The sequence below is a fragment of the Cryobacterium sp. M15 genome (assembly GCF_002929675.1).
Classification (GTDB): domain Bacteria; phylum Actinomycetota; class Actinomycetes; order Actinomycetales; family Microbacteriaceae; genus Cryobacterium; species Cryobacterium lyxosi.
This window is the reverse complement of the sequence record NZ_PJJW01000027.1, coordinates 46,521-70,666: the sequence shown is the minus strand read 5'-3', so window position 1 is coordinate 70,666 and position 24,146 is coordinate 46,521. Positions and strand designations below refer to the sequence as shown.

Here is a 24,146-nt window from a genome sequence, read left to right as displayed (position 1 = left end):
GCTCACCACTTGCTATCGGTCAGCCCGACAGAACCGTAAGCAGTTCGTGAGAACATTCTCCCGGATTGTTGCGCTACGGATGATGGCTGTTGTTCAACCGGCAACATCCAGATACACGGATGCCCGCGCGTCGCGCTTGGACGGTACCAACCGTACGGCCGTGAGGTGTTTGAGTGTGAGGCTTCGCGCCTGTTCGAGTTCGATGATGAGTTTTTGCTGGTTGGAGAGCAAGTCACTGGCTCGAACGACGAAGTCGGCAGGCAGGGTGCCGAGGCCGACCGGCGGTGTCCAGGTCGTCAGTGCCGACGCGAGTTCCCCCTCTGCGCTGGTTGACCCTGACATGGTTGACACCGCAATGGTTCGCGCCGCAGCATCAAGCGAGAGTTCGAGCGCGTCAAGGGCGGCCGCCCATGCAACACGAGCGGCGGCATCCGTTGTGGCGGTCTTAGCCAATGCCGAGCTCACCGCTTCGGCCTGTGGCTGGCGCTGGCGTGGCCGGCAGCAGATCGGCCGCTTCGTGCCAGGTCTGCCGCAACGGCTCGAGCAGCACGATGCACTCGTGCGTACGGGCGGGATTGCGGCTGGTGTTCGCGCTGACCATAGCGGTGGAGACATAGGTATAGAGCGAGAAGAGTCCCTCGCCGCCGTCCCACGCCTCGACGATGAGCGACGTGCTCAACTCCGACACGATTGCCTGGGCGTGCAGCAGATTGTCTGACGCCGTCTGCCAGTCCTGACGCTGCTGGGCCGCTTCGGCGCGGTTCAGGTCGAGCAGCAGGCGGTCGTAGAGCATCGTGAGCAGCCGAACCGGGGTGGCTGAGAGCACCGCGTCGCGGTTGTAGCGCGAACGCTGGGCATTGGATCCTGCACTCATGGTCATCGTCATCATTTCGAGGTGGAGCTGGTTAAGGCGCTGACCTGGGCGGTGAGCCAGGCCGACTGAGCGTTCATGTTGCTGAGCTGCACTTCCATCGCAGCGTAGGTGCGTTCGAGGGTAGACCGGCGCGATGCCAGTCGAAGGTCCCAGCTGTCGATCTGGGTGCCGAGGCTCTTCACCAGAGACTCCTGCCCGGTGATCTTCGACGTGATCATGCCGTCGTACTTGTCGGAAGCACTTGTGGCAGCAGTAGCGACGCGACTGGAGATCTCACTGAGCACCAGCTTGACGAACTCGGGGTCGTTCTTCATCGCCGTGGCGAACTTGTCGGCATCGAATTCCAGGGTGCCGGTCTTGGTGATGCTGATGCTGATTTCACTCGGTGAGCGGCCGTCGACTGGAGCCGACGCCGCGTTCAGAATGAGCTGCTTGACATCGCGCACGGTGCTGTCACCGCTGAACACGCCGCCCGAGACGATAGCTTTTCCGGTGCTGTCGGTGCTGTTCACAACGGCAGACTTCGTCGAGATGAGCGCGAAGACACCGTTGAGTGAATCGACGAGACCCTTGGCGAGCGAGCTGACCGCTGCATCATCACGACTCACCCTCACCGTGACCGGGTCCGTCGACACGGCCGACACCGTGACCGCAACGCCCGGCAGCAGGTCGGCGAAGGTGTTGGTGGATGACGTGATCGCCTGCTCGGCGGCGGTGCCCTTCCACAGGGTGACCGAGGCGTCTTGGGCGGTGCGAATCAGTGCGGCACCGGGTGCCGTGAGCATATTGCTCGAGGTGCCATCGGCCACCATGGCGGAGGTTCCGGCATGCAGCGCGAAGGCGCCGCCCCGGCCGGTCTCGTCGGCAATCAGCTGGAGACGGTATTGCGTCACGCCCGCGGCGTCGGTGCCGGAGGCGATCTTGGTGGCGGTGATGCCGGCCTCTGCCGCATTGATGGCCGTGACGACGTCGTCGAGCGCGGTCGTGGCGGCGGTGATTGCTGTTTCGGTGCCGTCGTTTGCGACCAGGGTGTAGTCGACGGTCGATGCTTCGGTCATCGCGGCGGTGACGCCCGACTGCGCCTGTGCGAGCTGAGCGACGACGATGTCGAGCGAGCCGGTGGCGGCGTTGCTCGACGCGGAGGTCGTCACCGTCGCGGAGCTGCTCGTGGCAGCGTAGATATTGAGGGAGTCGGTTGTGGCGCTCTTGTTGGCGAGCGTGGCGAGCGAGGCGATTGAGGCGTTCAACCCCTGGAGCGCGGTTACCAGGGTGTTCGAGCTGGAAACCCTGGCCTTCAGCTGATTTTGCGGGCCGGCCTCGAGGGTCATCAGCGAGTTGATGAGCGCGGTGGTGTCCAGGCCGCTGATCAGGCCATCGACTGCGAGAGACATTGCGTGACCTTCTCTGGGTTTAGTGCTCTGGTGCATTCTGACAGAGCAGATGCCCGTGCTGGTGTGAAAAAAGCCTGGGGCTGCCGAGGCGCGTATCCAAAACGCGCCTCGGCCGCCACCAAGCTCAGATCAGGATCGATCTGGTCGTGCGATTCAGCGGGTGTTACTGGAGGAGCTGAAGAACGCCCGAGTTGCTCTGGTTCGCCTGCGCGAGCATGGCGGTACCGGCCTGCGACAGGATGTTCGCACGGGTGTACTTGACCATCTCTTCAGCCATGTCGGTGTCGCGAATACGCGATCCAGCAGCGGTGAGGTTCTCCTTGGAGACGGCCAGGTTCTTGATGACGCTCTCGAACCGGTTCTGGTTTGCACCAAGGTCGGCGCGAGCCGTGGAGACCGCGGAAATCTCCCGGTCGATTGTCGTGATAGCCGTCGCCGCGTTGACCGCACTGGAGAAATCGAGATCCCCTACGACTGCATTCCCGGCAGCACCTGCCGTAAATCCAGCAGCCGTTACTGCGGTGTCGGTAGTGCTGGCGGCGACCGAAATGGCGCCAGCCGCAGTCCCATCCTTCGACACGATCGTGTACTTGCCGGCTGTTGAATCGGCGGTTACTGTGAAAGCACTTCCCACTGCAGTCTGCAAGGTGGACAGCACTTCTGCATCGGTGCGGGCGGCCTTGGCTGCCCCAAAGACAACCGCAACAGTCTCACCACTTGCCTGCTTGATATCGAATGTTCCGGCAACGGTGGCGGCAGCGAACGTAACGCCAGAGGACAAAGCGGCACCCTTGAGCGCAACACCGTTGGCGTCCAATCCGCTGAGCGCGTTCGTGACATCTCCAACGTCGGTCAGGTTGACCGAGATCTGGCTGCTAGCGTCGCCATTTGCGCCGACCTGAAAGCTCAGCGAAGTCTTGCTGCCGTCCAGCAAGTTGGTGCCGTTGAAGTTCGTTGAATCGCTGATACGAGTGAGCTCCTCGCGAAGAGCGTCTACCTCGGTCGTGATCGCCTCGCGCGACTCGACGTTGTTCGAGTCGTTACCGGCCTGAACGGCGAGGTCGCGCATCCGCTGCAGGATCGAGGTGACCTCGTTGAGCGAACCCTCAGCGGTCTGGATGACGCTGACGGCGTCCTGGGCGTTGCGGGCGGCGACGGTGAGGCCACCGACCTGCGACTTCAGGCCTTCCGAGATTGCGAGGCCGGCTGCGTCATCCGCTGCACGGTTGATACGAAGACCACTGGAGAGCTTTTCCAGCGACTTCGACAGGTCGTTCTGTGTTGTTGCGAGGTTGCGGTACGCGTTGTTCGCCGCAATGTTTGTGTTTACCTGCATGGCCATGATGAATCCTCCGTGATTGGGTCGAATACACCGGCCCATCCATGGGCCAGCACTTTGAGCTATCGGCCAGTTTCGGAGGCGGGTTAGAAATCCGCAGGGACTGTTTTGTCAGCACCGTGCGTGGGCTCACTGGGGAGCGTGCGCGATTGCGGCGCCACAACAGGCGCCGCCGTGCAGCGTCAGGAAAGAGTCAGGATGCAGCGCGGGCGGTGTCGAGACGTTGGGGTTCCTGCGCGGTACGAGTCATTCCCACGCTTGCCAGGCCAGCGAGGCGGGCCAGGTAAGCGCTGCGGCGGGCCGGCGCGATGCGGGACTCCGGCTTGAACTCTGCCACGGTCTCGTCGGAGTAGTGCGTGACCAGCCCGTCGCGCAGCAGGCGAATCGCTTCGGCGCGCGTTTGCGACACGGCGGAGTGGGTGGTGCCTAGCTCAGCCGCGATGTCCTTGACCGAGCGATCATCGAAATAGACCTGCTCGACGATGGCACGCATCTTGTCGGGCAGGGCGCCGACCGCTGCACGCAGGTAGACCAGGCGTTCGGTGGAGAGCAGTGATTCTTCTGGCATGGCCGTATCAGCCACGAGAAACTCGGCGGTTGTGTCGTCGAGAGCTGAGAGGGTCCGGGCCGCATCGGCCAGGCCCGCCGCTGCGGTATCGCGGTCGACGCCAAGAGCGTCAGCGATCTCGTTCACACGGGGGGTGCGCCCGAGCGCTGCCGAGAGCGTGTCCTGCACGGCGAGTGTTTCTTTGATGCGACGGCGAGCCGAGCGGGTTGCCCAGTCGCTCGAGCGCATGTCGTCGGCGAAAGCGCCGATAATGCGGCGGCGAGCGAAGGCACCGAAGGGAACTCCGAGAGCGGGATCGAAGGCATCCGCGGATGTGATCAGTGCCAGGGCGCCGGCCGACGCGAGGTCGTCGCGGGAAAGGTGACGAGCTTTGGCCCAAACCTCGGATACGAGATAGCCGACAAGCGGCAGGTTCTCCACGACAAGCGCATTACGGTCTTTCCGATTCACAGCGGCCCCCGAAACATGTCACGTGTCTCCAGCGTGGGGAGATGACCTGATCACCCCAACGCGAGGCACATCGGCCTCAGGGTCAAAGCTACCCCAGTTGTGGGCAAATGGGGACCACTTAATGCCCATTTATGGCATAGTTTCGTCCTCTCTTTAGAGGACACGCTCGCTATTCTCACCGTGAATTCCCTAACCGGCATGACACGGTGGCCGATAGTGTTCACGAATGAACCGGACGGCACGCATTGGTGTGACGCTGGCCTAGGCCAAAAATGATGGGTGGAGTGGTCATGGGCGCCAATGAACTGTCTGCGCTGCTGTGGCGCGAACGCGAGCTGTTGGAGCTCCTCATCTTTAAACTCCAGGAGGAGCAGTTGTTGCTCCAGGGCGGCAAATCGCGCTGGCTGCAATACGCCACACGGGAAGTCGAACAGGTTTTGATGTTGGTACGGGAAGCAGGGCTCGCCCGCACGGTCGAAGTCGCTGCGCTGGCCACCCAGTGGGGCACTTCCGAGGACGCCACTCTGAGCGAACTCGCTGCACACTCCCCGGCCGGCCCGTGGGGCGAAATCTTTGCCTCTCACCTGAAGGCCATGGGCGATCTCACCCTGCAGATCAGGGAACTGCGGGACACGAACGAACGATTTATTCGTGCAGCCGTTCGCTCCACTCAGGAGACTCTGAGCACGTTGAACGTCAACACCCGTACCTATGATGCGAGTGGCGCAACCGCCGCTCCCGAAACCGTCGCTCGCATCTTCGACCGCAACCTCTAAGGCACCTTATGACCTATAAGCGACAGGACTGGACCACCCGGTGAGCACTTTCGGCGGTTTGAACACCGCGTACACTGGCCTCGTCGCCGCGCGGCAAGGCCTGAACGTGGTCGGGCAGAACATCGCCAACGCCAATACAGACGGCTACACCCGGCAACGCGTGTCAACCTCTGCTCTCGGCGCCACGGCATCGACCGGCGTCTTTTCGCAGGGCGCTCGAGTCGGCGAAGGGGTAGCCCTGGTCGGGATCGAACGCCTCGCCAGCACCCAACTCGACTCGCGGGTGCGAGCCACTGCGGCAACCGCCGGTTACACGGCGGTACGTGCGAATGCGCTCGCCTCGATCGAAGACTCGCTGAATGAACCCGGCGAGAATGGCATCTCCGCCAAGCTCGACGAATTCTGGGCCGGCTGGCAGACACTGTCCAATGGCACGGACACAGCCGCTCCCGCCGCGCTGCTGCTTGGAACCGCCGGCGAACTGGTCACGCAGATCTCGGAGGGCTACCGGGCCGTCTCGACTGAGTGGACTTCGGTGCGCACCGACCTAAACAATATGGTCTCCGAACTCAACGGCGCGGCCACTCAGGTCGCCGCACTCAACGTGCAGATTCGTCAGAGCCTCGCCACGGGCGGTACGGCCAATGAACTGCTCGACCAGCGCAACTCCCTCACCACCACGATCGCCGCCCTCACCGGAGCCACCGTCACCGAGCAGGCCGACGGCACCGTCAACGTGCTCGTCGGCGGTAACGCGCTCGTCTCCGGGGAAACGGCTCATCAGCTAGACGTCACTGGTGCACGGGTCATGCAGGACAACGTGTCCGTGCAGCTTGAGTGGAGAGGCAGTGCTCGGACACCGGTCTCAGTAGACGGCGGCGAAATCGCCGGCGCGCTGTCATTGCTGGGCCCAGCCAGTCAAGACACTCTGGCCACGGGTGGTGCTTTGGCCGAAGCCGCAGATGCTTATAATTCGTTCGCCCAGGACCTCGCCAAAAAGGTCAACGATATTTACGAGACCGGCTTCACGCAAGCCGGCGAGACCCAGCAAAAGTTCTTCGCCATCGCGGCGGGCACACCGGCCGCGCAGGCTCTCAGTATTGTGCCGAAGGCATCCGCTGATATGGCCGTTCGCGCGTCAAATGATTCTGGCGCGTACGACAGCACAATAGCGGATGCAATCGCCCAGCTGGGCGCCGGATTCGCTCCGGATGGCAGCGTCATCGTCTCACCGAGCACGGTCTGGTCGGACTTCGTGACGAAGACCGGCGTGCTCACGCAGAGCGAGCTGCAGTCGGCAGCGCTGGCCAGCTCGACGTCGTCGGGGGCCGCCAACCAACAACTCGCCAACTCCTCGGTCGACCTCGACGAAGAGAACGTGAACCTGCTCATGTTCCAGCACGCGTACCAGGGGGCGGCTCGCATGATGACGGCCGTCGACGAAATGCTCGACACCCTGATCAACCGCACCGGATTGGTCGGGAGGTAGATCATGATCGATCGGGTGACCAACCAGACCCAGATGCGCGCGGCCCAGCGCAATCTACAAGAGAACCTGAGCCAGCTGGCGCGCTTGCAGGAACAAGCCAGCACGCTGAAGACCATCAATCGTTCCTCAGACGACCCGACCGCCGCCGCGGCAGCGATGTCGGTGCGGGCCGAGATACGCGCGGTCGACCAGTACAGCGCCAACGCTGACAACGGCAACAACTGGCTGACCACGATCGACTCCGCCCTATCTTCGGCCACCGACATCATGAACCGCGTGCGCGACCTCACGGTGCAGGGCGCGAACTCCGGAGCGCTCACGGCTGCCGCGAAGGAGGCGATCGCCGTCGAGTTGGAAGGTCTCAAGACCGACCTCGCAACCCAGGCCAACACGACGTTTCTCGGCCGTAGCGTCTTCGCCGGTAATTCGGATGATGCCACGGCGTTTATCGCGCTGGGCACGAACCCGGAGACATACGACTATATGGGTGGCACGGGCAGCGTCGAACGGCGCATCAGCGCCACCAGCACCGTACGGGTCGACGCCGACGGCGGCGCGATCTTCGACGCTCCGACCAGCCCGGACTCCGGCTCGGTGTTCGACCTGCTCGACGACATCGTGCGAGACTTGCGCTCGACGACGCCCGTTGATGTGGGAGCACGTCTTACGACTATTGATGAACGGATGGCAGTCATGGTTGGTCAGCACACAGAAATCGGCGCCCGCCAAGTACAAATTGAACGCGCCCAGTCCACCCTGCTCGAAAAAGCCGGCACACTGGATGCCCAGCGCTCCGGCATCGAAGACGCCGACCTCGGCCAGGTCATCCTCGATTTGAAACTCCAGGAAATGACCTATCAGGCTGCGCTCGCTGTCACTGCCCGTGTACTCCAACCGACCCTGATGGACTTTCTCGCATGAGCAGTACTCTCACCAGTCCGACTCTGAGCTTTGTGTCTCCCCCACCCGGGTTGGCTCCGCTCACCGACTTTGTGCTCGACGAGATCGACGGAGCCGCTGGTCTGTACTCGCTGCAGGCATCCGCTCAGCCGACCACGCGCCTGTTCGTGCTCGACGCGGCCATCTTTCTACCGAGTTACACCCCGGCGATCTCCAGCGAGCAGTCCATGGCCCTGTCGCTGACGACGCCCGACGACGCTCTCGTGCTCGTCGTCATCAACCCCGGCGAGAGCACCACGACGGTGAACCTGATGGCTCCCATCGTGGTCAACGCCCACACCGGTGCCTGCGCCCAGGTCATCCTCGATGACCAGGACTGGCCCTTGCACGCCGAGCTCGGCGCCCTTGCCGCCTAGCTTCGACTGGTTACCCGGTGCACGACTCGGCTAGCGCGACTCGGCGTCGATCAGCGCAGCCTCGAAGGCGACCCAGGGCAGCATGGCGCACTTGACCCGGGCCGGGTAGCGCGACACTCCCCCGAATGCGGCGGCATCACCGAGAATCTCCTCGTCGGGCTCGATCTTGCCGCGGGAACGCAGCATCTCGCGAAAGTTGTCGAGCAGGGCGCGTGCCTCGATCGTGCTGAGGCCGCGCAGGGTGTCGGTGAGAATAGAAGCGGATGCCTGCGAGATCGAGCAGCCCTCACCGGTCCAGACCAGGTCGGTGACCGTCTCGGCGTCGATCGAGACACGTAGGGTGACCTCGTCACCGCAGGTGGTGTTGATCTGGTGCGATTCGGCCACCCGCAGGGCACTCGCCGTGCCGATCGCTATGGCGTCGGCCAGCGGCGTGAGCTCGACCGCCCCGTGGCGGGCCTTCGCGTGCTCGAGAATGATCGTCTGGTAGAGCTGCTGCAGGTCACTCATGGCTTGACACCGAAGAAGGGGGCGACTTCGGCGAGGGTGGCCAGAAACAGGTCGACCTCGTCGGTGGTGTTGTAGAGGTAGGTGCTTGCCCGGGTGGATGCGGTCACACCGAGCCGACGGTGCAGCGGCTGGGCGCAGTGATGGCCCACCCGCACGGCGATGCCGGCATCGTCAAGAAACTGGCCGACATCGTGGGCGTGTACTCCGGCGACATCGACGGCGGCGAGCCCGAGCCGTTCCACGCCGAGCCCGGGGCCGAGCAGGCGTACGCCGGAGATCTCGGCAACCCCGGCGACCAGGCGCTGGCCCAGCTGGGCTTCCCAGGCAGCGACCCGATCCATGCCGGTTTCGCTCAGGTAGTCGACGGCCGCCGCCAGCGCGATCGCCTGCGAGATGCGCTGCGTACCGGCTTCGAAGCGTTGCGGCGGCGCGAGAAACTCGGCAGTGTGCATGTCCACGGTGGTGATCATCGATCCGCCGGTCAGAAATGGCGGCATGTCGGCGAGCAGCTCGGCCCGGCCATAGAGCGCGCCGATGCCGGTGGGGCCGAGCATCTTGTGGCCGGAGAAGACGGCGAAGTCCACATCGAGCGCTTTCACGTTGACCGGCAGGTGCGGCACGGTCTGGCAGGCGTCGAGCACGACCAGTGCCCCGACTTTACGAGCCAGCGCCACGAGTTCGGCGACCGGGTTGATGGTTCCGGTGACGTTCGAGCCATGGGTGAAGGCGAGGAGCTTCGTGTGTTGACCGACGATATCCGCTGCGGCCAGCAGATCGAGGCTGCCGTCATCGAGCACGGGAATGAAACGCAGGGTGGCCCCGGTGCGCTGCGCCAGTTGCTGCCAGGGAATGAGATTGGCGTGGTGTTCCATCTCGGTGACCACGATCTCGTCGCCGGTGCCCAGGCTGAACCGGCGCGCGGCCGGGCCGCCGAGGCCGAGCGAGGCGTTGGAGAAGCTGTAGGCGAGCAGATTGATGGCCTCGGTGGCGTTGGAAGTCCAGACGATCTCATCGGTCCCTGCGCCGACGAAAGCGGCTACTTTGTCGCGGGCGGCTTCGAACCCCTCCGTTGCCTCGACGGCGAGCGTGTGAGCTCCGCGGTGCACTGCGGCGTTTCGCTGCTCGTAGTATTCCTGCTCGGCTTCCATCACGCTGATCGGGTTCTGCGAGGTCGCTCCCGAGTCGAGATAGACGAGCGGATGCCCATTCACCGTCTGGTGCAGCACCGGAAAGTCGTTGCGAATGCGTTCAACGTCAATGTTGGTCAGCGGAGCCAATTTTGGGTGCTGGGCGGCATGGGCTGGGGAATTGGCGGACGATGGGGCAAAAGACGTCATACCCCAAGGATATTCCCTCGCCCCGAACGTGGGCACCGCAAAGCGGAGTATGACACAGCGGTGGAAAACCCGGCGGTAGCATGTGAGGCTTGAGGGATGACCAAGACTGCCGAAAACACCGAGCTGCGCGAGGAGGTATCACTCGACCGGCCGTGGGTGACCCTGGTCTGGGACGACCCGGTCAACCTCATGTCGTATGTCGCCTACGTTTTTCGCAGCTATTTCGGTGTCACCCCCAAGCAAGCCGAACGACTCATGCTGCAGGTTCACAACACCGGCCGGGCCGTCGTAGCTACCGGCAATCGCGAATCCATGGAACGCCACGTCGAAGCCATGCACGGTTATGGTCTCTGGGCGACACTCGCGAAGGCCGACGAATGAGCGTGCCCCGGCGCTTCATGCCGCAGCAGGACGGCCGGTTGCTCGGCCGCTTCGAACCGATCGAAGCAGACCTCCTACGCCTGGCCACCACCCAGCTTCTCGAAATGCTCGACTCCGGCACCACCGACCCGCAGCTCGCCGCGAGCGACGGAGTCTTCGGCCGGCTGCTGCCCGACGCCTACCGAGATGACGACGAAGCGGCGGCCGAGTTTCGCCGCTTTACGGCGACCGGCCTGCTCGAACGCAAAGCCCTGAATGCCCAGATCGTGCTGGACTCATTGGGTGCCAGCGAACCGGATACCGCCACGCCCGACAGCGGCGATCGCCAACCGGTCGTGGTCAGTATCGACTCCGACGCCGTGCAGGCCTGGCTGCGCAGCCTCACCGACCTGCGCCTGACCCTCGCCGATCGATTGCAGATCTCCCCAGACGGAGTCGTGCACCTCGCCACCGAGGACACTCCGTTTCTGCGCGAACTCTATGAATGGCTGGGCATGCTGCAGGAAGAACTGGTCTACGCGATCGACGTCTGACCGTCCAACGTGACCGCGCTATCGGCCTGCTCGGCCAGCAGGGCTCGGGCAGCGAGCCCGATCACGGCGCTGTAGGTGGGGTAGGCGAATCGCACGTTTGCCAGCGTGGCCAAGTCGATCCCGGCGGCCATCGCCGTCGTGACGGACTGGATGACCTCGACGGCGTTCTCGCCGACCGCGTGGGCGCCGAGAATCTGCTCCCGGCGGCGGTCGGCGATGAGCTTGAGAAATCCCCGCTGTCGATCATCGATCACCGCCCGATCCAGCAACGAATAGGGCACCACCGTGACGACACACAGCTCGTCGCGACTCCGGGCGTCAACCTCGGTCAGGCCGACGCCCGCGTAGTCCGGATCGGTGAACCCACCCGCAGGAAGCAGGTGGTGCGGGGTTCGTCGGTTGGCATCCAGCACGGCGTTCTCGGCTGCGGCCTCTCCTTCGAATTGTGCGGCCTGCACGAGCATGTCTTGGCCGTTGGCGTCACCAACGGCGAAAATGTGCGGTATCGAACTTCGAAAATTCGCATCGACGGGAATGGACGACCTCGTCGTGACCACACCGGTATTTTCCAGTCCGAGGTCACCGATATCTGCCGGCCAGCCGGTTGCCATGATCACCGCGTCGTAGCTGCCTGTATTTTCGAGTCCATTCTCACGCCAGGTAAGGGAGATCGAGCCGTCAGGGGCGCGTTGCAGTCCGTCAATACCGTCAATGCCCAGTCGGACAATGACACCTTGCTCGACGAAAGCCTGGGCGACAGCCTGCGAAACGGACTCGTCAGACGTTGCGAGCACGCGGCCGGCAACATCGAGCAGGGTCACAGCCGAGCCGAAGGAACGAAACACAGTGACCAGTTGGGCTCCGGTGTTTCCGCCACCGATCACGGCCAGGCGAGCGGGAACATTCGGGAGGTCGAGCACGTGCTCTGGTACCGTTGCGAGCTCGGCTCCGGCAACCGGCAGCCGCCGGGAGTGACCACCGACGCACACGAGTACGGCACCGGCCGTCACCCGGCGCCCAGACTCCAGCCTGAGCGTGGAGGCATCCAGAAACCTGACGCGTCCCTCAAGAATGAGTTCCACACCGGCGTCAGCGAACCGCGTTGCCTCATTTTTCATCACACGCACCCGGTCGACTGTTTGCCGTACGCGGGCGACCGTGGCCGGCCAGTCGATCGGGCGTTCAGTCACTGAGATGCCATAGGCGTCGGCGGTGCGAATCTCTCGCATGAGCCGAGCCGTTTTCGCCAGCACGCGGGTGGGTACGCATCCAGTGTTCACGCACGTGCCGCCCAGGCGGTCAGATTCGCAGACGGCGACGGATGCGCCGAGCTCCGCCGCACGCAGGGCTGCAGCCGTTCCAGCCGGGCCGGCACCGATCACGACCACATCGAAATGATCAGGAACGAGCCCGCTCACATCAGCATGCTGCTGTTCGAACGGCATCGTGTGTTCGGGGGTTGGGGCAGCGGTCATCTCGGTCTCCCACCGTCGTAATCGACGAAATACTGACAGTGTCGGCTGGGAATCAACCTGCGCCAAAGTGACCGAGACACCCCTGTTTGGGGGTGCTCTCTTCCCTGCTAATCCCGGGCCTCCACAGGTAGTCTGGTCGCGACCCGGTGGGGCACCCGTTACCACGGCTGGTTCGCCCCGGGCCGTCAAACCGTGTGCCAGTGACGCTTGCGCGGATGCGCCACCGCCTCTCAAATTGGCTTCACGACATGCCACGGAAGACATATGGACCTCAGCACCCTGACCCACATCACCGCAGCACGGCAGCGCAGCGACCTCATCGCGCTCGGGCCGAGCGTCGTACCGCTAGCCGGCGGATCCGAGCTGTTCGCCGACCCGCGCGTGCACCTCACGGCACTCGTCGATTTGCTGACCCTGGGGTGGCCGGCGCTCACGATCACCGAGGATGGTCTCGAGATTGCCGCCACATGCACCTTCGCCGAGCTTTCCCGGCTGCCGATGCGGGTGGGCTGGGCGGCGCATCCGCTGTTCTACCAGTGCTGCACGGCCCTGTTCGCTTCCTTCAAGGTGTGGAACGTCGCGACGGTCGGCGGCAACCTGGCCACCTCACTACCGGCCGGCCCCATGACCACCCTCGCGGTCGCCCTCGACGCCGAACTGCTGGTCTGGCGGGCTGACGGCAGCGACGCCATCGTGCCGGCCCGTTCGTTCGTGACCGGCAACATGACCAATGCGCTCGCCGACGGCGATGTGTTGCGCTCCATTCACGTGCCGCTCGCCTCGCTGCAGGCGCAGACGGCGTACCGCAAGATTGCCCTGTCGCCGCTCGGGCGCTCGGGCGCAGTGCTCGCCGGCCGACTGGACGCGCTCGGTGCTTTCGTGCTCACGGTGACGGCAGCGACGCTGCGACCGGTGCAGCTGCGCTACCCGGCGCTACCCGCCGCCCACGTTCTCGCCCGTGATATCACCGCGATCGACTGCTGGTTCACGGATGCCCACGGCGCCGCCGACTGGCGACGCGCGATGGGTCTGCTGCTCGGCGAAGAGATTCGCGTCGAACTCGAACTGGCCGGAGGCCGCCAATGACGCTGGAACAGGCGAAAATCGAGGCTGTCGGCGCCATGACCTTTGAGGTCAACGGCACCCGGGTCGAGGCGACGCCGCCTCCCGGTCAGTGCCTGCGCACGCTCCTGCGCGAGCACGAACACTTCGAGGTGAAAACGGGCTGTGATACCGGCGACTGCGGTGCCTGCACGGTGCAGGTCGACGGCACGCCCGTGCACTCCTGCATCTTTCCCGCGTACCGAGCCGCGGGAAAGCACATCACGACGGCGGCCGGCCTCGGCCAGCCGGGCACCCTCTCGCCCCTGCAACAACGTTTTGTCGACTCCGCTGGCTTTCAGTGCGGCTTCTGCACCCCGGGCGTGATCGTCACCGCCACCGCCATCGAAGCGGATACCGGTCTGAGCGTCGACGACCTGCCCCGTCTCTTGAAGGGAAATCTCTGCCGGTGCACCGGCTACCGCTCGATTTCCGATTCGATCGTCGGCGAGCACACCCCGCTGGACGGGTCCTGCCACACCGCGCCGGGGCGCGAGCACACCGAGACGTCGAGCCTGGGACCGGTGCGGGCGACCGGGCGCACCGGGGCTTCGCGCGCCGTCGGCCTGGTCGGCACCTCCCCCGGCGCGATCGCCGGGGAGCGCGTGGTGAGCGGCCTGGAGCCCTACACCCTCGACGTGGCCGTCCCCGGCCTGCTGCACCTGGCCGTGCTGGGTAGTCCGCACGCCCACGCACGCATCCGATTTCTGAATGTCGCCAAAGCTGCCGCGCTGCCGGGCGTGCACCGTGTGCTCACCCATGCCGATTCCCCCACCACCCTGTTTTCGACCGCGCGACACGAGAGCAGGTTCGACGACCCCGACGACACCCGGGTCTTCGACCAGACCCTGCGCTTTCGCGGCCAGCGGGTGGCGGCAGTCGTGGCCGATTCGGTGGCGATCGCCGAGGCGGCCTGTCGGTTGATCGACGTTGAGTACGACCTCCAGGACGCCGTGTTCGATCCGAAGCTGGCCCGACAACCGGGGGCTCCCCTCGTGCACGGCGATAAAGATCCGGTCGTCTCGCGCCTGGCAGATCCCGGGCTCAACCTCGTCGCTGAGCTGCACGGCGAATACGGCTCCGTCGAAGCCGGTCTGGCCGAGGCCACTACCGTCGTCTCGGGCAGCTGGCAGACCCAGCGCATCGCGCACACCCACCTCGAGACCCACGCCACGATCGGCTGGCTCGACCACGGCCGACTGGTATTGCGCACGAGCTCGCAGGTTCCGTTTTTGGTGCAGAAGGAGATCTGCCGCCTGTTCAACCTCGACCCGGCCGGGGTGCGCGTCTTCACCGCGCGAGTCGGCGGCGGCTTCGGCGGCAAGCAGGAGCTACTCACGGAAGACCTCGTCACCCTCGCCGTGCTCGCAACCGGCCGCCCGGTGCAGTACGCGTTCACCCGCACCGACGAGTTCACCATCGCCCCGGTACGACATCCGATGACGATCGATGTCACTCTCGGAGCAGGGCGGGACGGCCGTCTCACCGCGTTGAAGCTGGGAGTGCTCGCCGATACGGGCGCCTACGGCAACCACGCACCCGGCGTGATTTTTCACGGTACGAGCGAATCCGTCGCGCTCTACAACGTGCCCAACAAGAGAGTGGATGCCCAGAGCGTCTACACGAATAATCCTCCATCGGGTGCCTTCCGCGGCTACGGTCTCGGCCAGATCACCTTCGCAATCGAATGCGCCCTCGACGAGCTGGCCCGCGAACTTGCTGTGGACCCATTCGAACTACGGCGGCTCAACTCGGTGCAACCCGGAGATCCGCTCGTCGTCACCCACGAAGAAGGCCCCGACCTCGTCTTCGGCAGCTATGGCCTCGACCAGTGTCTCGACCTCGCTGAAGCGGCCCTGAAGCGCGGCAATCGGGTCGTCCCACCGGCCGGGTCACAGTGGCGGTTCGGTACCGGCATGGCGTCGTCGATGATCGCCACGACACCGCCGCGCGGCCACCGCTCGCAGGCATCCGTTCAATTGATGCCCGGTAGCCGTTACCTGGTGCGGGTCGGCACGACCGAATTCGGCAACGGCACCACGACCGTGCACGCGCAGATCGCCGCGACGGCGCTGTGCACGACGATCGACCGAATCGATCTGGTGCACTCCGATACTGACGCCGCCGGGTACGACTCGGGTGCGTTCGGCTCGGCCGGTGTCGTCGTTGCCGGCAAGGCCGTTCTGGCCGCGGCGTCGGCGCTGGCCGAATCGCTCGCCGAGGCCGCGGCGTCATGCACCGGGGTTGACTCAGCGGTGGCCTGGCAGCTGGAGCGCGACGGACTCCGAGCCGTGGAATCAGACTCCGGGCTTCTCTCGCTTGACGAGCTGGCGCTCTGGGCCGCAGCCAACGACGTGGACCTGACCGCCACGCGGCGAGAAAACGGTGCGCTGCGATCCCTGGCCTTCAACGTGCACGCGTTTCGAGTGGCGGTGAACACCGACACCGGTGAGGTGCGCATTCTGCAGTCGATCCAGGCCGCGGATGCCGGCTTCGTCATGAATCCCGAGCAGTGTCGCGGACAGATCGAGGGCGGGGTGGCCCAGGCGCTCGGCACCGCCTTGTTCGAGGAGGTTGTCCTCGATGGCGCCGGGGCCGTGACGACTCGGGTGCTGCGTAATTACCACGTGCCCCAGCTTGCGGATCTGCCGGTCACGGAGGTCTATTTTGCGCAGAGCCACGACGTGCTCGGGCCCTACGGTGCCAAATCGATGAGCGAATCGACCTACAACCCGGTCGCGCCGGCGCTGGCCAATGCGATTCGCGACGCGATCGGCATCCGCCCGACCGAGCTGCCGATGTCGCGCGACCGCATCTGGCGGCTGTTGCACGGCTGAGCAGGCGCTGCGCGTCGGCCGGCAGCATCGGCCGGCAGCATCGGTGTGGTGAGTGTCGGTGTGGAGAGTGCCGCCGAAACGGAAGGAATTGTCCGCTGCATCCCGTGAATGAGGATATTCTACGTAGATATGTACGAATCAGCGGGTCACGAAGTTTTTCGCGGTCATATCTTTCACATTGCTGGCGCTCCGACTGTCGGTGAGGCTCGCCAACACCTCGTCTCGATTCCCGATGGCGCCCTCGTCACGGATGAAGATGGAAGCATTGTCTGGGTCGGCTCGTTTGCCCAGCTGCCGACGGCGTTCGCCCAGCTGCCGGTGACCCCAACCGGATTCATCCTGCCGGGCTTTGTCGACACCCATATCCATTTTCCGCAGACCTACACCACGGATGCCTACGGCGGCGGCCAGCTGCTCGAATGGCTCGATGAGTGCGTGTTCCCGGCCGAGTCACGGCTGGAAGACCCGGGGTTCGCGCGCCAGGTGGCGCGCGATTTCACGCGGCGGCGGGCATCCGTCGGTACGACGAGCGCCCTCGTGTTCGGGTCTGCGTTTGCGCCCGCGCAGGACGCCCTGTTCGAACAAACGCAAGCGGCCGGCCTGCGGCTGGTGAGCGGACGCGGTATCCAGACCGTCGGCACCGACTCCGCTCGCGCGCTCATCACAAGCGAGCAGGCGGCGATCGAGCTCAGCATGGCCGAGATAGACCGCTGGCACGCTGTTGATACCGGTGACGCCCGCACCGCGCTGCTGCAGGTCGCGATCGTGCCGCGATTCAGCCTGTCGGTGACGCCGACGACCTTGGCCGGGCTCGGTGAACTCTACGACTCGGTGCGCGGCCGCGGGGTGTACTTTCACAGCCATCTCAACGAGAACGATCGGCCAGGCTCCGGGGAGATCGACGCCGTGCGCTCGGTGTTCGGCACGAAGACCTACCTCGACACCTATGACGGATACTTCCTGCCGGGCTCGCTTCGCGGCGGCTCCAGCTTGCTCGGTCCCCGCAGCATTCTCGCCCACGCCGTGCACTGCCAGGACAGTGAGCTGGCCCGTCTTGCCGACACCGGCACGTCGATCGCGCACTGCCCCACCTCGCAGGCGTTCCTCGGGTCGGGCACCATGCCGTGGCGCCGCACTACCCAGTTCGGAGTGAACGTCGCGATCGGGACGGACGTCGGCGGCGGCGACGAATGGCTCGTTTCACGGGTACTCAACGACTGCTACAAAGTACACCTGTCCGAGCCGGGAGATGCCGGCGTGGCACTCGATCCGGCCGCGCTGTTGTTCACCGGCACCCTCGCCGGGGCACGCGCCCTCGACATGGAGGAACGGTTCGGTAACTTCGACCTCGGCAAGGACGCGGACTTCCTGCTGATCGACCCGGGCTGCTGGGAACCCCTCGCACTCGTCCTGGAGAACGCTGTGCGCGCCGACGACGCCGCGCTGGCGGCCGAACAGACCCTGTTCGCACTGCTGCTGGCCCTGCGCGAGCCCGCGATCACCGGCGTCTATGTACGGGGTCGCCGCGTGAGCGTGGATTAGGCCGGGCTTGGTTTCGCAGGCCGCCACAAAAACTCTACGATGACAGTCATGTTTCTTCCGCCGTCGCCCAGCCGCGTGGCTGGGCTGGTGCTTGCCGCCGGTGCCGGTTCGCGCTACGGCATGCCCAAGGCCCTCGTGCGCGACGGCGCCGGGCGCTCCTGGCTGCAGCGCGCCGTCGACGTACTGGCCGAGGCCGGATGCTCCCCCGTTATCGTCGTGCTCGGCGCCTGCGGGTCCGAGGCGGCGTCCCTGATCGACGCTGGCGACGATGACCCCTCCAGTGCACCAGCTTGGGGCAGGGACCGGCCACCGGCATCCGTTCGCATCGTGCAGGCCGCCGACTGGGCCGAAGGGCTCTCCGCGTCCCTGCGTGCCGGTCTGCGCTGCGCCATCGAACACCCCGATCTCAGAGCCATCGCGGTCATTCCGGTGGACGTGCCCGATCTGAACGCTGCCACGGTCGAGCGAATGGTTGGCACAAATTTCGGCACCACGGCTGCACCGGGCGCGACCGTTCTCTCGGCCAGCACTCTGCGCCAGGCCCGGTTTTCCGGCCGACCGGGGCATCCCGTCGTCATCGGCCGGGAGCACTGGACGCCCCTCCTTGATACCCTCGCCGGTGACACCGGTGCCCGCCCGTACCTGCGCACGCACCCGGTCGAGCACATCGAGTGCGGTGACCTGGGAACGGGTGTCGACGTCGACCGGCAGAACTGACCGGTTCCTCACCTAACTCCGGGCGGGCACCCGGGTGAGGGCTGCGTAGGCCCGCTCGGCCCCGGATTGCCGGGTCAACGACAGCGCGAGCGCGTCGAGGCGGGCGCGCGGGGCGCCACTCGGGTCGGCACTCGAGTCAGCGCTCAGGCGCAGCATCCGCTCGCAGGCGGCCCGGAGCTCGAGAACCGTAGCGGTATTGGGCGGCAACGAGATGCCGAAGCCCGCGTCATCGAGGGCGGCCGCGCCGGCGAACTGGTCGGTCGAGAACGGCAGCACGACGAGCGGAACTCCGGCCGTCATCGCCTCGGTGACCGAATTGTTGCCGCCGTGGGTGACGGCGAGCACGGCCTGTTGCAGCAGGCGCACCTGCGGCAGGAACGCGCGCACCAGCCAGGCTGCTGGCAAGGCCCCCAACTCGGTGGGGTCGGTCGCCCCGGCGGCGATGGCGACCCGCACCGGAAGGCCGTCGAGGGCGGCGACGACGCGGGTGAGCACGTCACCACGCACCGAGAGAAAACTTCCGAAACTGACGTAGACAACGGGCAGCGAATCGGCTGCCAGCCAGGCCTCGACCTCGGGGTCGACGGACTCGGAGCGCACGGCAGACCCGAGAAACACGTGGGGCGGCAGCTGCCTCGTTCGCGCCGGTGCGTGCAATTCGCCCGGGTAGTTGAGCAGTAGCACGTCGCCCGATTCCTGAAAGGCGTCCCGGCTTGGCTCGGCATGCGGGTCGAGCTCGCGCAGGGCGTTGTTCCACTGGGCCGTGAAGGTGTCGCGCACGGCCGCGCACTGCCCGTGGAGCAGGGCCAGTTCCGAGGCTGCTGGCGAGAACACGGCGGGCCAGGCCGGCGGGTAACCGTAGACCTCGGCGGCCACGGGCAGTGCAGACGGATGCCCCAGTACGACATCCGCGTGCGCGACGCCGGCACTGAGTAAGCCCAGCCGTGCGCTGAAGGCCAGGTGGTCGACGATGACCTGGTCTGGCTGCACCCGGGCGACGATGCGCTGCACCTCGCGCGCGATGACGACCGGGTTGTAGAGCAGATCGCTGCTGCGCGCCTCAGCCTGAAATCGCAGAGTGTCGACCATTCCCCGGCGGGTCGCGTTGAAAAAACCCCGCAGGGCGTCGTCTTCGCCAGCGGGCTGCTGCTCGGCCCGGATCGTGCCGGGGTTGGAGCCGCGGCCCAGTTGGAGATGCTCCCGTTCGAACCCGAACTCGGTCACGATATCGGCCGTGGCCGGCCCGCTCGCAACCACGACGCGTTCGCCGGCCTGCGCCCACGCAACACCGAGCGTTGCGAGTGGGTATAGGTGCGAGGCGTAGTCCGGGCTGATGATCAGCAGGGTCACGAAACGCTCAGTTCCCAGGCGACCGGCTCGGTCGCCACGGCGACGCCGCGGTAAACCTCACCGAGTGCCGACGCCATTGCTTCGATCGTGAACTTGTTCGCGACCATGCTGCGGGCCCGTGCCGCATTGGCGCCACCCTGCGCGCCGCCAGCGAGGTCCAGGGCCTTCGCAATGGAGCGAGCGAGAGCGGCGCCGTCACCGGTGTCGACAAGAATGCCCGTCACTCCGTGCTCGATGTACGTGGCCGGTCCGCCTCCATTCGGCGCGACCACCGTGAGTCCGGTGGCCATCGCCTCGAGTAGAGCGATTCCGAATTCCTCTTTCATACTCGCGCAGACGTATACCCCGAACGGTGCCGCCAGGCCCGGGCGGCCGTAGCGTACGGCGGCCAGCCACCGAGCGACGGTGTCATTGGGGCGATGACCGGCCAGCAGCAGGCCCCGGGCAGCCAGATCGGCCAGGGCGCCACCGGCCAGGTCGCCGCCGGGCAAGATGTGGGTCATGCGCCGCAACTCGATGCCTTCATCACACGACGGATGCTCGAGGTCGCCTCCCACAATCAGCAGGTTGCAGCGAGCTCGCAGTTCGGCGTCAGCGTTCCACGCCTCGACCAGGCTGGCCATACCCTTCACGCGGTGCAGCCGACCGACGCTGATCAGCACTGGCAGGCCTCGCCGAGCGGTCGGAAGCGTCCCGAGCAGGTTGTCGAGCTGGGTGAAGGCCACCGCCGCGGGTTCCGCCGCTGCTCGGGTATGCGCATCGGCAGAAACCAGCAGACTTCCGCCGGTCAGTCCGAGAGACCCGAGAGCATCCGTGCGGGAGCGGTCGATCACCGCGAGATCGATTCCCTCGGGAATGACCGAGTGCCGTTCCGGGTGCGCGTCAATGTCGATTCCCGTCAGGCGTTCCATATCTTGTTGCAGTCGCGGTCGCGGAAACAGCACGGTGTGAGCGGCATCCGCCGCGAGCCGCTGCACGAGGCGAGCCCGAAACCAGAAGTGCTCGACGGCATCGACGGTGCCGAAGTTGGCCCGGGTCAGCGCGCCACTCGCGTCGAGGGAGTCGATCACGCCGTGCGGGTCTGGCGCGACGGTGAAGACGACCGGAATGTCCAGGTCCCGCGCCACCGTTGCAGCGGCGAGGCTGCCGACGTCGGCCATGCGCAGGTGAATCGCATCGACCACACCGGCCGAGCGGAGGATGCGCCGAATGCCGCGCTGCGCGGCAACCCGTCGAGGCCACGCATCGATCGAGGGGACTGCGCCGCCAACGAATGGAATCGCCGCGAATGAGTGCCCACGCCGGGTCTTCCCGATATTGGCCAGGCCGCTCAGCGCCGACTCGTGCGTGCCACGCGACATGGTGATGACCCGTTCTACCGATTCCGTTTCTTTCGCGCGGCCAGCGCTGAAACGGCTGCCGACGAAAGGCGCACGAAGAGCGGATGCGGCGGCGCTCTGCGTTTCGCCGCCCGGCCGGACGGTTGGCCGGGCAACGAGGGCGTCACCGAGCCGTACCAGCAGGGTCGCGATGCCGCCGTTGTCGCCGACGCCCACCGTGGAGAGTTCACCGTCGATGTCGGCGTGGAGGAACAGCTGGGCGATCGTGGTACCCCGGTTCCATTTCGGCCGCGGCGTGTTCGTCGCCGTGAGATCGAACAGAGCCAGCCGGGCTACGGCTGCGAGTTCGATCTCGTCGCCGGAAGCTGCGTTGTCTTGCGTGAGACCGCTGAGCAACCCGAGCACGGCTTCGCTCGGGGAACGATCGCCGAGGCCGGCAATTGCGGCGGTACGAGCATCCAGGCTCTCGGCGCTGTCGGTAGCCACCCGACGCAGCAGGCGTTCGGGAACGCGGCCGGGAATCAGGCCGATGGTCTCGATGAGGCGGGCGCGGGCATCCGTTTCGGAGATGCCGAGCAGCGAACCCTCCAGCAGCAGGGCCACCTGGTCCGCAGCCGAAGAACCCCACTGTTCCAGGGTGCGCTGAGCGAGCATACCGGAAAAGCCACCCTGCCGAACCAGGGTGACCAGGCCGGCGATAGCGTCATAGCGCGGCAGCCGGGCGCCAAACGCCCAGGCGGCATGCTCGCGCAGAAAGGCGGAGTCGTGGTACAGGAGGGCCACCAGCACCTCATCGGCGGAGTCGTCGAAGACCTGGGCGAGGGCGTGAACAGCAGCGATAGCGGTGAGCTGGTCGCTCAAATCGGTCGCGGCCTGGGCGAGCAGTCGCACAGCGCGGGCGCCCCCATCGCGGCTGGCTGCCACGGTGAGGTCATCGGCGCGTCGAATTCCCTCGAGCAGCGTTGCGGCGGATCGTTGATCGTCGAGTGCGGTGTGGGTAGCCATCGGCTGCTCCTTTTCGTGAAACTCCGCGGATCAATCGTGGCGATTCGGGGTTGCCACGAGTGAACATGGTGAATTTCGGTACTTCCGGTTCGAGAAATGTTGAGGAGCCCGAACACGAAAGCGCACGAATCAGGTTTAGCTAGCTAGGCTAGCAACTTCCCCACTCGCCATCATTGCATGAATGAGAGCAGCCGGGCTGACAGAGTGCCCTAATCGGCGCCGAGCGCTCGATACGCAAAAAAGAGCCACGCCCCAGTGAGTGGGGCGTGGCTCTATGTGTTTAGGTCTGCAAATGTCGGGTTTATCCGAACAGCGCTGTTACCTTCGCGAGTGTCTGAGAAATACCGAAGGCCAGCGGGATTCCCACCAGCGCCCAGGCCAGGATGACTTTTAGGACCTTCATGCGTGCGCCTTCTTTGCTTGTGCACCGACGAGCGGCTTTTCGGGTTCGTGAAAGTCGGTGTGAACCGGTCGCACGAACAGGTTCGCCACAAAACCGACAACGAGCAGCCCGACCATGGTGAGCAGGGCCGGCTGATAGGCCGCTGCCGTCAACGCACCCGGAGCTCCCTGAGCATCCAGGAACGAGTTCACGATGAGCGGACCGGCAATACCGGCCGCCGACCAGGCCGTCAGCAGCCGGCCATGGATGGCCCCCACCTGAAAGGTTCCGAACAGGTCCCGCAGGTAGGCCGGAGCGGTAGCGAAACCGCCACCGTAAAACGAAATGATGATGAAGGCCAGAACAACGTACAGCGCTGTCGTGCTTGACCCGACGAGGGCCAGCAGCACGTACAACACCGTGCCAACGCCGAGGTAGACCATGTAGATGTTCTTGCGTCCGGTCTTGTCCGACGTAGCCGACCAGGCGAATCGTCCGCCCATGTTAGCGAGCGACAACAGGCCCACAAAACCTCCGGCAACGGCCGCCGAGACCAACGAGTTGCCGTCGCTCTGCCGGAAGAAGTCCTGGATCATCGGTGCGGCCTGCTCGAGAATGCCGATACCGGCCGTGACGTTGCAGAACAAGACGACCCAGAGTAGCCAGAATTGACGCGTTCGAATGGCGTTCTTGGCTGAAACATGGTTGCTCGTGACGAGGGCCTTGACCCGTACCTTGGACGCATCGAATCCGGCCGGTACCCAATCAGCAGCTGGAACCTTGATCGTGAAAGCGCCGAACATCATGTAGGCGAGATAGATCACCGCGAGGGTGAGAAAAAGCTTGCCCACGGAATCGCCGCTCGCCACCCAGTTCGCTGCCCCGGAGTTGGGGTCATAGATGCCGAGTAGCGCCGTCGACACCGGGCTGGCGATGAGGGCGCCGCCTCCAAAGCCCATGATGGCCATGCCGGTGGCGAGTCCCGGGCGGTCCGGGAACCACTTGATGAGCGTCGAAACGGGCGATATGTAGCCGATGCCGAGCCCGATGCCGCCGATGAAGCCGTAGCCGACGTAGACCAGCCACAGCTGGTTCGAAAAGATTCCGAGCGAACCGATGAGGAATCCGCCCGACCAGAACAGAGCCGCGACGAACATGGCCTTGCGCGGCCCGTTGGTGTCTACCCAGGTACCCATGATGGCCGCCGACAGGCCGAGCATCACGATAGCGATCGAGAAGATCACCCCGACCTGCACCAGGCTGGCGTCGAAGTGCGCCACGAGTGCCGTCTTGTACACACTCGTGGCGTAGGCCTGGCCGATACAGAGGTGTACGGCCAGTGCGGCGGGCGGAATCAGCCAACGGTTGAATCCAGGTGGGGCGATGGTGCGGTCTCGGTCGAGCCAGCTCATGGAGATGTCCTTGCTGCCGGT

General features: G+C 65.2%; 21 protein-coding genes. 10 read left to right on the top strand and 11 right to left on the bottom strand.

Going from position 1 to position 24,146, the window contains the following annotated elements; all coding sequences use genetic code 11:
* Positions 1–93: 93 nt before the first annotated feature.
* The 5 genes from CXY83_RS02330 to CXY83_RS02310 form a co-directional block, all read right to left on the bottom strand.
* On the bottom strand, positions 94–465 hold the full coding sequence (locus tag CXY83_RS02330) for a hypothetical protein (RefSeq protein ID WP_146069825.1): 372 nt from the start codon (positions 463–465) through the stop codon (positions 94–96).
* Positions 446–874 (bottom strand): flagellar export chaperone FliS, encoded by a 429-nt coding sequence (gene fliS, locus CXY83_RS02325; protein WP_166786207.1) that lies wholly within the window; start codon positions 872–874, stop codon positions 446–448. The genes CXY83_RS02330 and fliS overlap by 20 nt, the downstream gene beginning before the upstream one ends.
* An 11-nt stretch (positions 875–885) precedes the next feature.
* On the bottom strand, positions 886–2,265 hold the full coding sequence (gene fliD, locus CXY83_RS02320) for a flagellar filament capping protein FliD (RefSeq protein WP_104195804.1): 1,380 nt from the start codon (positions 2,263–2,265) through the stop codon (positions 886–888).
* Positions 2,266–2,428: 163 nt separating this feature from the next.
* Positions 2,429–3,607, bottom strand: a complete 1,179-nt coding sequence (locus CXY83_RS02315) for a flagellin (RefSeq protein ID WP_104195803.1) — start codon at positions 3,605–3,607, stop codon at positions 2,429–2,431.
* A gap of 190 nt (positions 3,608–3,797) precedes the next feature.
* Positions 3,798–4,622 carry a sigma-70 family RNA polymerase sigma factor gene (locus CXY83_RS02310; protein ID WP_104195802.1) on the bottom strand — a complete coding sequence of 275 codons (825 nt, stop codon included), beginning with the start codon at positions 4,620–4,622 and terminating at the stop codon, positions 3,798–3,800.
* Positions 4,623–4,912: 290 nt separating this feature from the next.
* Between CXY83_RS02310 and CXY83_RS02305 the strand changes: the two genes are divergently transcribed.
* Genes CXY83_RS02305 through CXY83_RS02290 form a run of 4 tightly spaced genes read left to right on the top strand, consistent with a single transcriptional unit; the run spans position 4,913 to position 8,203 of the window.
* Positions 4,913–5,398: a flagellar protein FlgN gene (locus CXY83_RS02305; protein ID WP_104195801.1), complete on the top strand. Its 486-nt coding sequence runs from the start codon at positions 4,913–4,915 to the stop codon at positions 5,396–5,398.
* Positions 5,399–5,438: 40 nt separating this feature from the next.
* Complete coding sequence (gene flgK, locus CXY83_RS02300; protein WP_104195800.1) at positions 5,439–6,887, top strand: flagellar hook-associated protein FlgK; 1,449 nt, start codon at positions 5,439–5,441, stop codon at positions 6,885–6,887.
* A 3-nt stretch (positions 6,888–6,890) separates the two neighbouring features.
* The gene (gene flgL / locus CXY83_RS02295) at positions 6,891–7,808 is read left to right on the top strand and encodes a flagellar hook-associated protein FlgL (RefSeq protein ID WP_104195799.1); all 918 of its coding nucleotides are present in this window, start codon (positions 6,891–6,893) and stop codon (positions 7,806–7,808) included.
* Entirely contained in the window at positions 7,805–8,203 is a 399-nt protein-coding gene (locus CXY83_RS02290; RefSeq protein ID WP_104195798.1) for a flagellar assembly protein FliW, read from the top strand. The genes flgL and CXY83_RS02290 overlap by 4 nt, the downstream gene beginning before the upstream one ends.
* A 30-nt stretch (positions 8,204–8,233) precedes the next feature.
* Here CXY83_RS02290 and sufU read toward each other — a convergent pair whose 3' ends face one another.
* Both sufU and CXY83_RS02280 read right to left on the bottom strand, forming a co-directional pair.
* The gene (gene sufU, locus CXY83_RS02285; protein WP_104195797.1) at positions 8,234–8,713 is read right to left on the bottom strand and encodes a Fe-S cluster assembly sulfur transfer protein SufU; all 480 of its coding nucleotides are present in this window, start codon (positions 8,711–8,713) and stop codon (positions 8,234–8,236) included.
* Positions 8,710–10,050 carry a SufS family cysteine desulfurase gene (locus tag CXY83_RS02280; RefSeq protein ID WP_104195796.1) on the bottom strand — a complete coding sequence of 447 codons (1,341 nt, stop codon included), beginning with the start codon at positions 10,048–10,050 and terminating at the stop codon, positions 8,710–8,712. Before CXY83_RS02280 ends, sufU begins: the two co-directional genes overlap by 4 nt.
* 96 nt (positions 10,051–10,146) lie before the next feature.
* Here CXY83_RS02280 and clpS point away from each other — a divergent pair, with 96 nt between their 5' ends.
* Entirely contained in the window at positions 10,147–10,431 is a 285-nt protein-coding gene (gene clpS, locus CXY83_RS02275) for an ATP-dependent Clp protease adapter ClpS (protein ID WP_104195795.1), read from the top strand.
* Positions 10,428–10,964 carry a DUF2017 family protein gene (locus CXY83_RS02270; RefSeq protein WP_233200529.1) on the top strand — a complete coding sequence of 179 codons (537 nt, stop codon included), beginning with the start codon at positions 10,428–10,430 and terminating at the stop codon, positions 10,962–10,964. The genes clpS and CXY83_RS02270 overlap by 4 nt, the downstream gene beginning before the upstream one ends.
* Here the strand turns inward: CXY83_RS02270 and CXY83_RS02265 are convergent.
* A complete protein-coding gene (locus CXY83_RS02265; protein WP_233200528.1) occupies positions 10,946–12,439 on the bottom strand; it encodes an NAD(P)/FAD-dependent oxidoreductase in 1,494 nt (497 codons plus the stop codon). The two genes, CXY83_RS02270 and CXY83_RS02265, sit on opposite strands and share 19 nt — an antisense overlap.
* A 264-nt stretch (positions 12,440–12,703) precedes the next feature.
* Here CXY83_RS02265 and CXY83_RS02260 point away from each other — a divergent pair, with 264 nt between their 5' ends.
* The 4 genes from CXY83_RS02260 (at position 12,704) to CXY83_RS02245 (ending at position 18,636) form a co-directional block, all read left to right on the top strand.
* Complete coding sequence (locus CXY83_RS02260; RefSeq protein ID WP_104195794.1) at positions 12,704–13,525, top strand: FAD binding domain-containing protein; 822 nt, start codon at positions 12,704–12,706, stop codon at positions 13,523–13,525.
* 35 nt (positions 13,526–13,560) lie between these two features.
* On the top strand, positions 13,561–16,377 hold the full coding sequence (locus CXY83_RS02255; RefSeq protein ID WP_104195824.1) for a molybdopterin cofactor-binding domain-containing protein: 2,817 nt from the start codon (positions 13,561–13,563) through the stop codon (positions 16,375–16,377).
* A gap of 129 nt (positions 16,378–16,506) precedes the next feature.
* Positions 16,507–17,919 (top strand): amidohydrolase family protein, encoded by a 1,413-nt coding sequence (locus tag CXY83_RS02250; protein ID WP_104195793.1) that lies wholly within the window; start codon positions 16,507–16,509, stop codon positions 17,917–17,919.
* 48 nt (positions 17,920–17,967) lie between these two features.
* On the top strand, positions 17,968–18,636 hold the full coding sequence (locus tag CXY83_RS02245) for an NTP transferase domain-containing protein (RefSeq protein ID WP_104195792.1): 669 nt from the start codon (positions 17,968–17,970) through the stop codon (positions 18,634–18,636).
* 12 nt (positions 18,637–18,648) lie between these two features.
* On the opposite strand, the gene CXY83_RS02240 is transcribed toward CXY83_RS02245, so the two are convergent.
* The 3 genes from CXY83_RS02240 to CXY83_RS02230 form a co-directional block, all read right to left on the bottom strand.
* A complete protein-coding gene (locus CXY83_RS02240) occupies positions 18,649–19,986 on the bottom strand; it encodes a nucleotide disphospho-sugar-binding domain-containing protein (protein WP_104195791.1) in 1,338 nt (445 codons plus the stop codon).
* A complete protein-coding gene (locus CXY83_RS02235; RefSeq protein WP_104195790.1) occupies positions 19,983–22,331 on the bottom strand; it encodes a glycosyltransferase in 2,349 nt (782 codons plus the stop codon). The genes CXY83_RS02240 and CXY83_RS02235 overlap by 4 nt, the downstream gene beginning before the upstream one ends.
* A gap of 399 nt (positions 22,332–22,730) precedes the next feature.
* Positions 22,731–24,125 (bottom strand): OFA family MFS transporter, encoded by a 1,395-nt coding sequence (locus CXY83_RS02230; protein ID WP_104195823.1) that lies wholly within the window; start codon positions 24,123–24,125, stop codon positions 22,731–22,733.
* Between the last annotated feature and the right edge of the window lie 21 nt (positions 24,126–24,146).

What these genes read in the sequence shown, in the direction of transcription:
- CXY83_RS02250 (WP_104195793.1), top strand. Translation starts at nt 16,507, where the DNA reads ATGTACGAATCAGCGGGTCACGAAGTTTTTCGCGGTCATATCTTTCAC.
- CXY83_RS02305 (WP_104195801.1), top strand. Translation starts at nt 4,913, where the DNA reads ATGGGCGCCAATGAACTGTCTGCGCTGCTGTGGCGCGAACGCGAGCTG.
- fliS (WP_166786207.1), bottom strand. Translation starts at nt 874, where the DNA reads ATGAGTGCAGGATCCAATGCCCAGCGTTCGCGCTACAACCGCGACGCG.
- CXY83_RS02260 (WP_104195794.1), top strand. Translation starts at nt 12,704, where the DNA reads ATGGACCTCAGCACCCTGACCCACATCACCGCAGCACGGCAGCGCAGC.
- CXY83_RS02290 (WP_104195798.1), top strand. Translation starts at nt 7,805, where the DNA reads ATGAGCAGTACTCTCACCAGTCCGACTCTGAGCTTTGTGTCTCCCCCA.
- clpS (WP_104195795.1), top strand. Translation starts at nt 10,147, where the DNA reads ATGACCAAGACTGCCGAAAACACCGAGCTGCGCGAGGAGGTATCACTC.
- sufU (WP_104195797.1), bottom strand. Translation starts at nt 8,713, where the DNA reads ATGAGTGACCTGCAGCAGCTCTACCAGACGATCATTCTCGAGCACGCG.
- CXY83_RS02255 (WP_104195824.1), top strand. Translation starts at nt 13,561, where the DNA reads ATGACCTTTGAGGTCAACGGCACCCGGGTCGAGGCGACGCCGCCTCCC.
- CXY83_RS02245 (WP_104195792.1), top strand. Translation starts at nt 17,968, where the DNA reads ATGTTTCTTCCGCCGTCGCCCAGCCGCGTGGCTGGGCTGGTGCTTGCC.
- CXY83_RS02230 (WP_104195823.1), bottom strand. Translation starts at nt 24,125, where the DNA reads ATGAGCTGGCTCGACCGAGACCGCACCATCGCCCCACCTGGATTCAAC.
- flgL (WP_104195799.1), top strand. Translation starts at nt 6,891, where the DNA reads ATGATCGATCGGGTGACCAACCAGACCCAGATGCGCGCGGCCCAGCGC.
- CXY83_RS02315 (WP_104195803.1), bottom strand. Translation starts at nt 3,607, where the DNA reads ATGGCCATGCAGGTAAACACAAACATTGCGGCGAACAACGCGTACCGC.
- CXY83_RS02265 (WP_233200528.1), bottom strand. Translation starts at nt 12,439, where the DNA reads ATGACCGCTGCCCCAACCCCCGAACACACGATGCCGTTCGAACAGCAG.
- fliD (WP_104195804.1), bottom strand. Translation starts at nt 2,265, where the DNA reads ATGTCTCTCGCAGTCGATGGCCTGATCAGCGGCCTGGACACCACCGCG.
- CXY83_RS02235 (WP_104195790.1), bottom strand. Translation starts at nt 22,331, where the DNA reads ATGGCTACCCACACCGCACTCGACGATCAACGATCCGCCGCAACGCTG.
- CXY83_RS02270 (WP_233200529.1), top strand. Translation starts at nt 10,428, where the DNA reads ATGAGCGTGCCCCGGCGCTTCATGCCGCAGCAGGACGGCCGGTTGCTC.
- CXY83_RS02280 (WP_104195796.1), bottom strand. Translation starts at nt 10,050, where the DNA reads ATGACGTCTTTTGCCCCATCGTCCGCCAATTCCCCAGCCCATGCCGCC.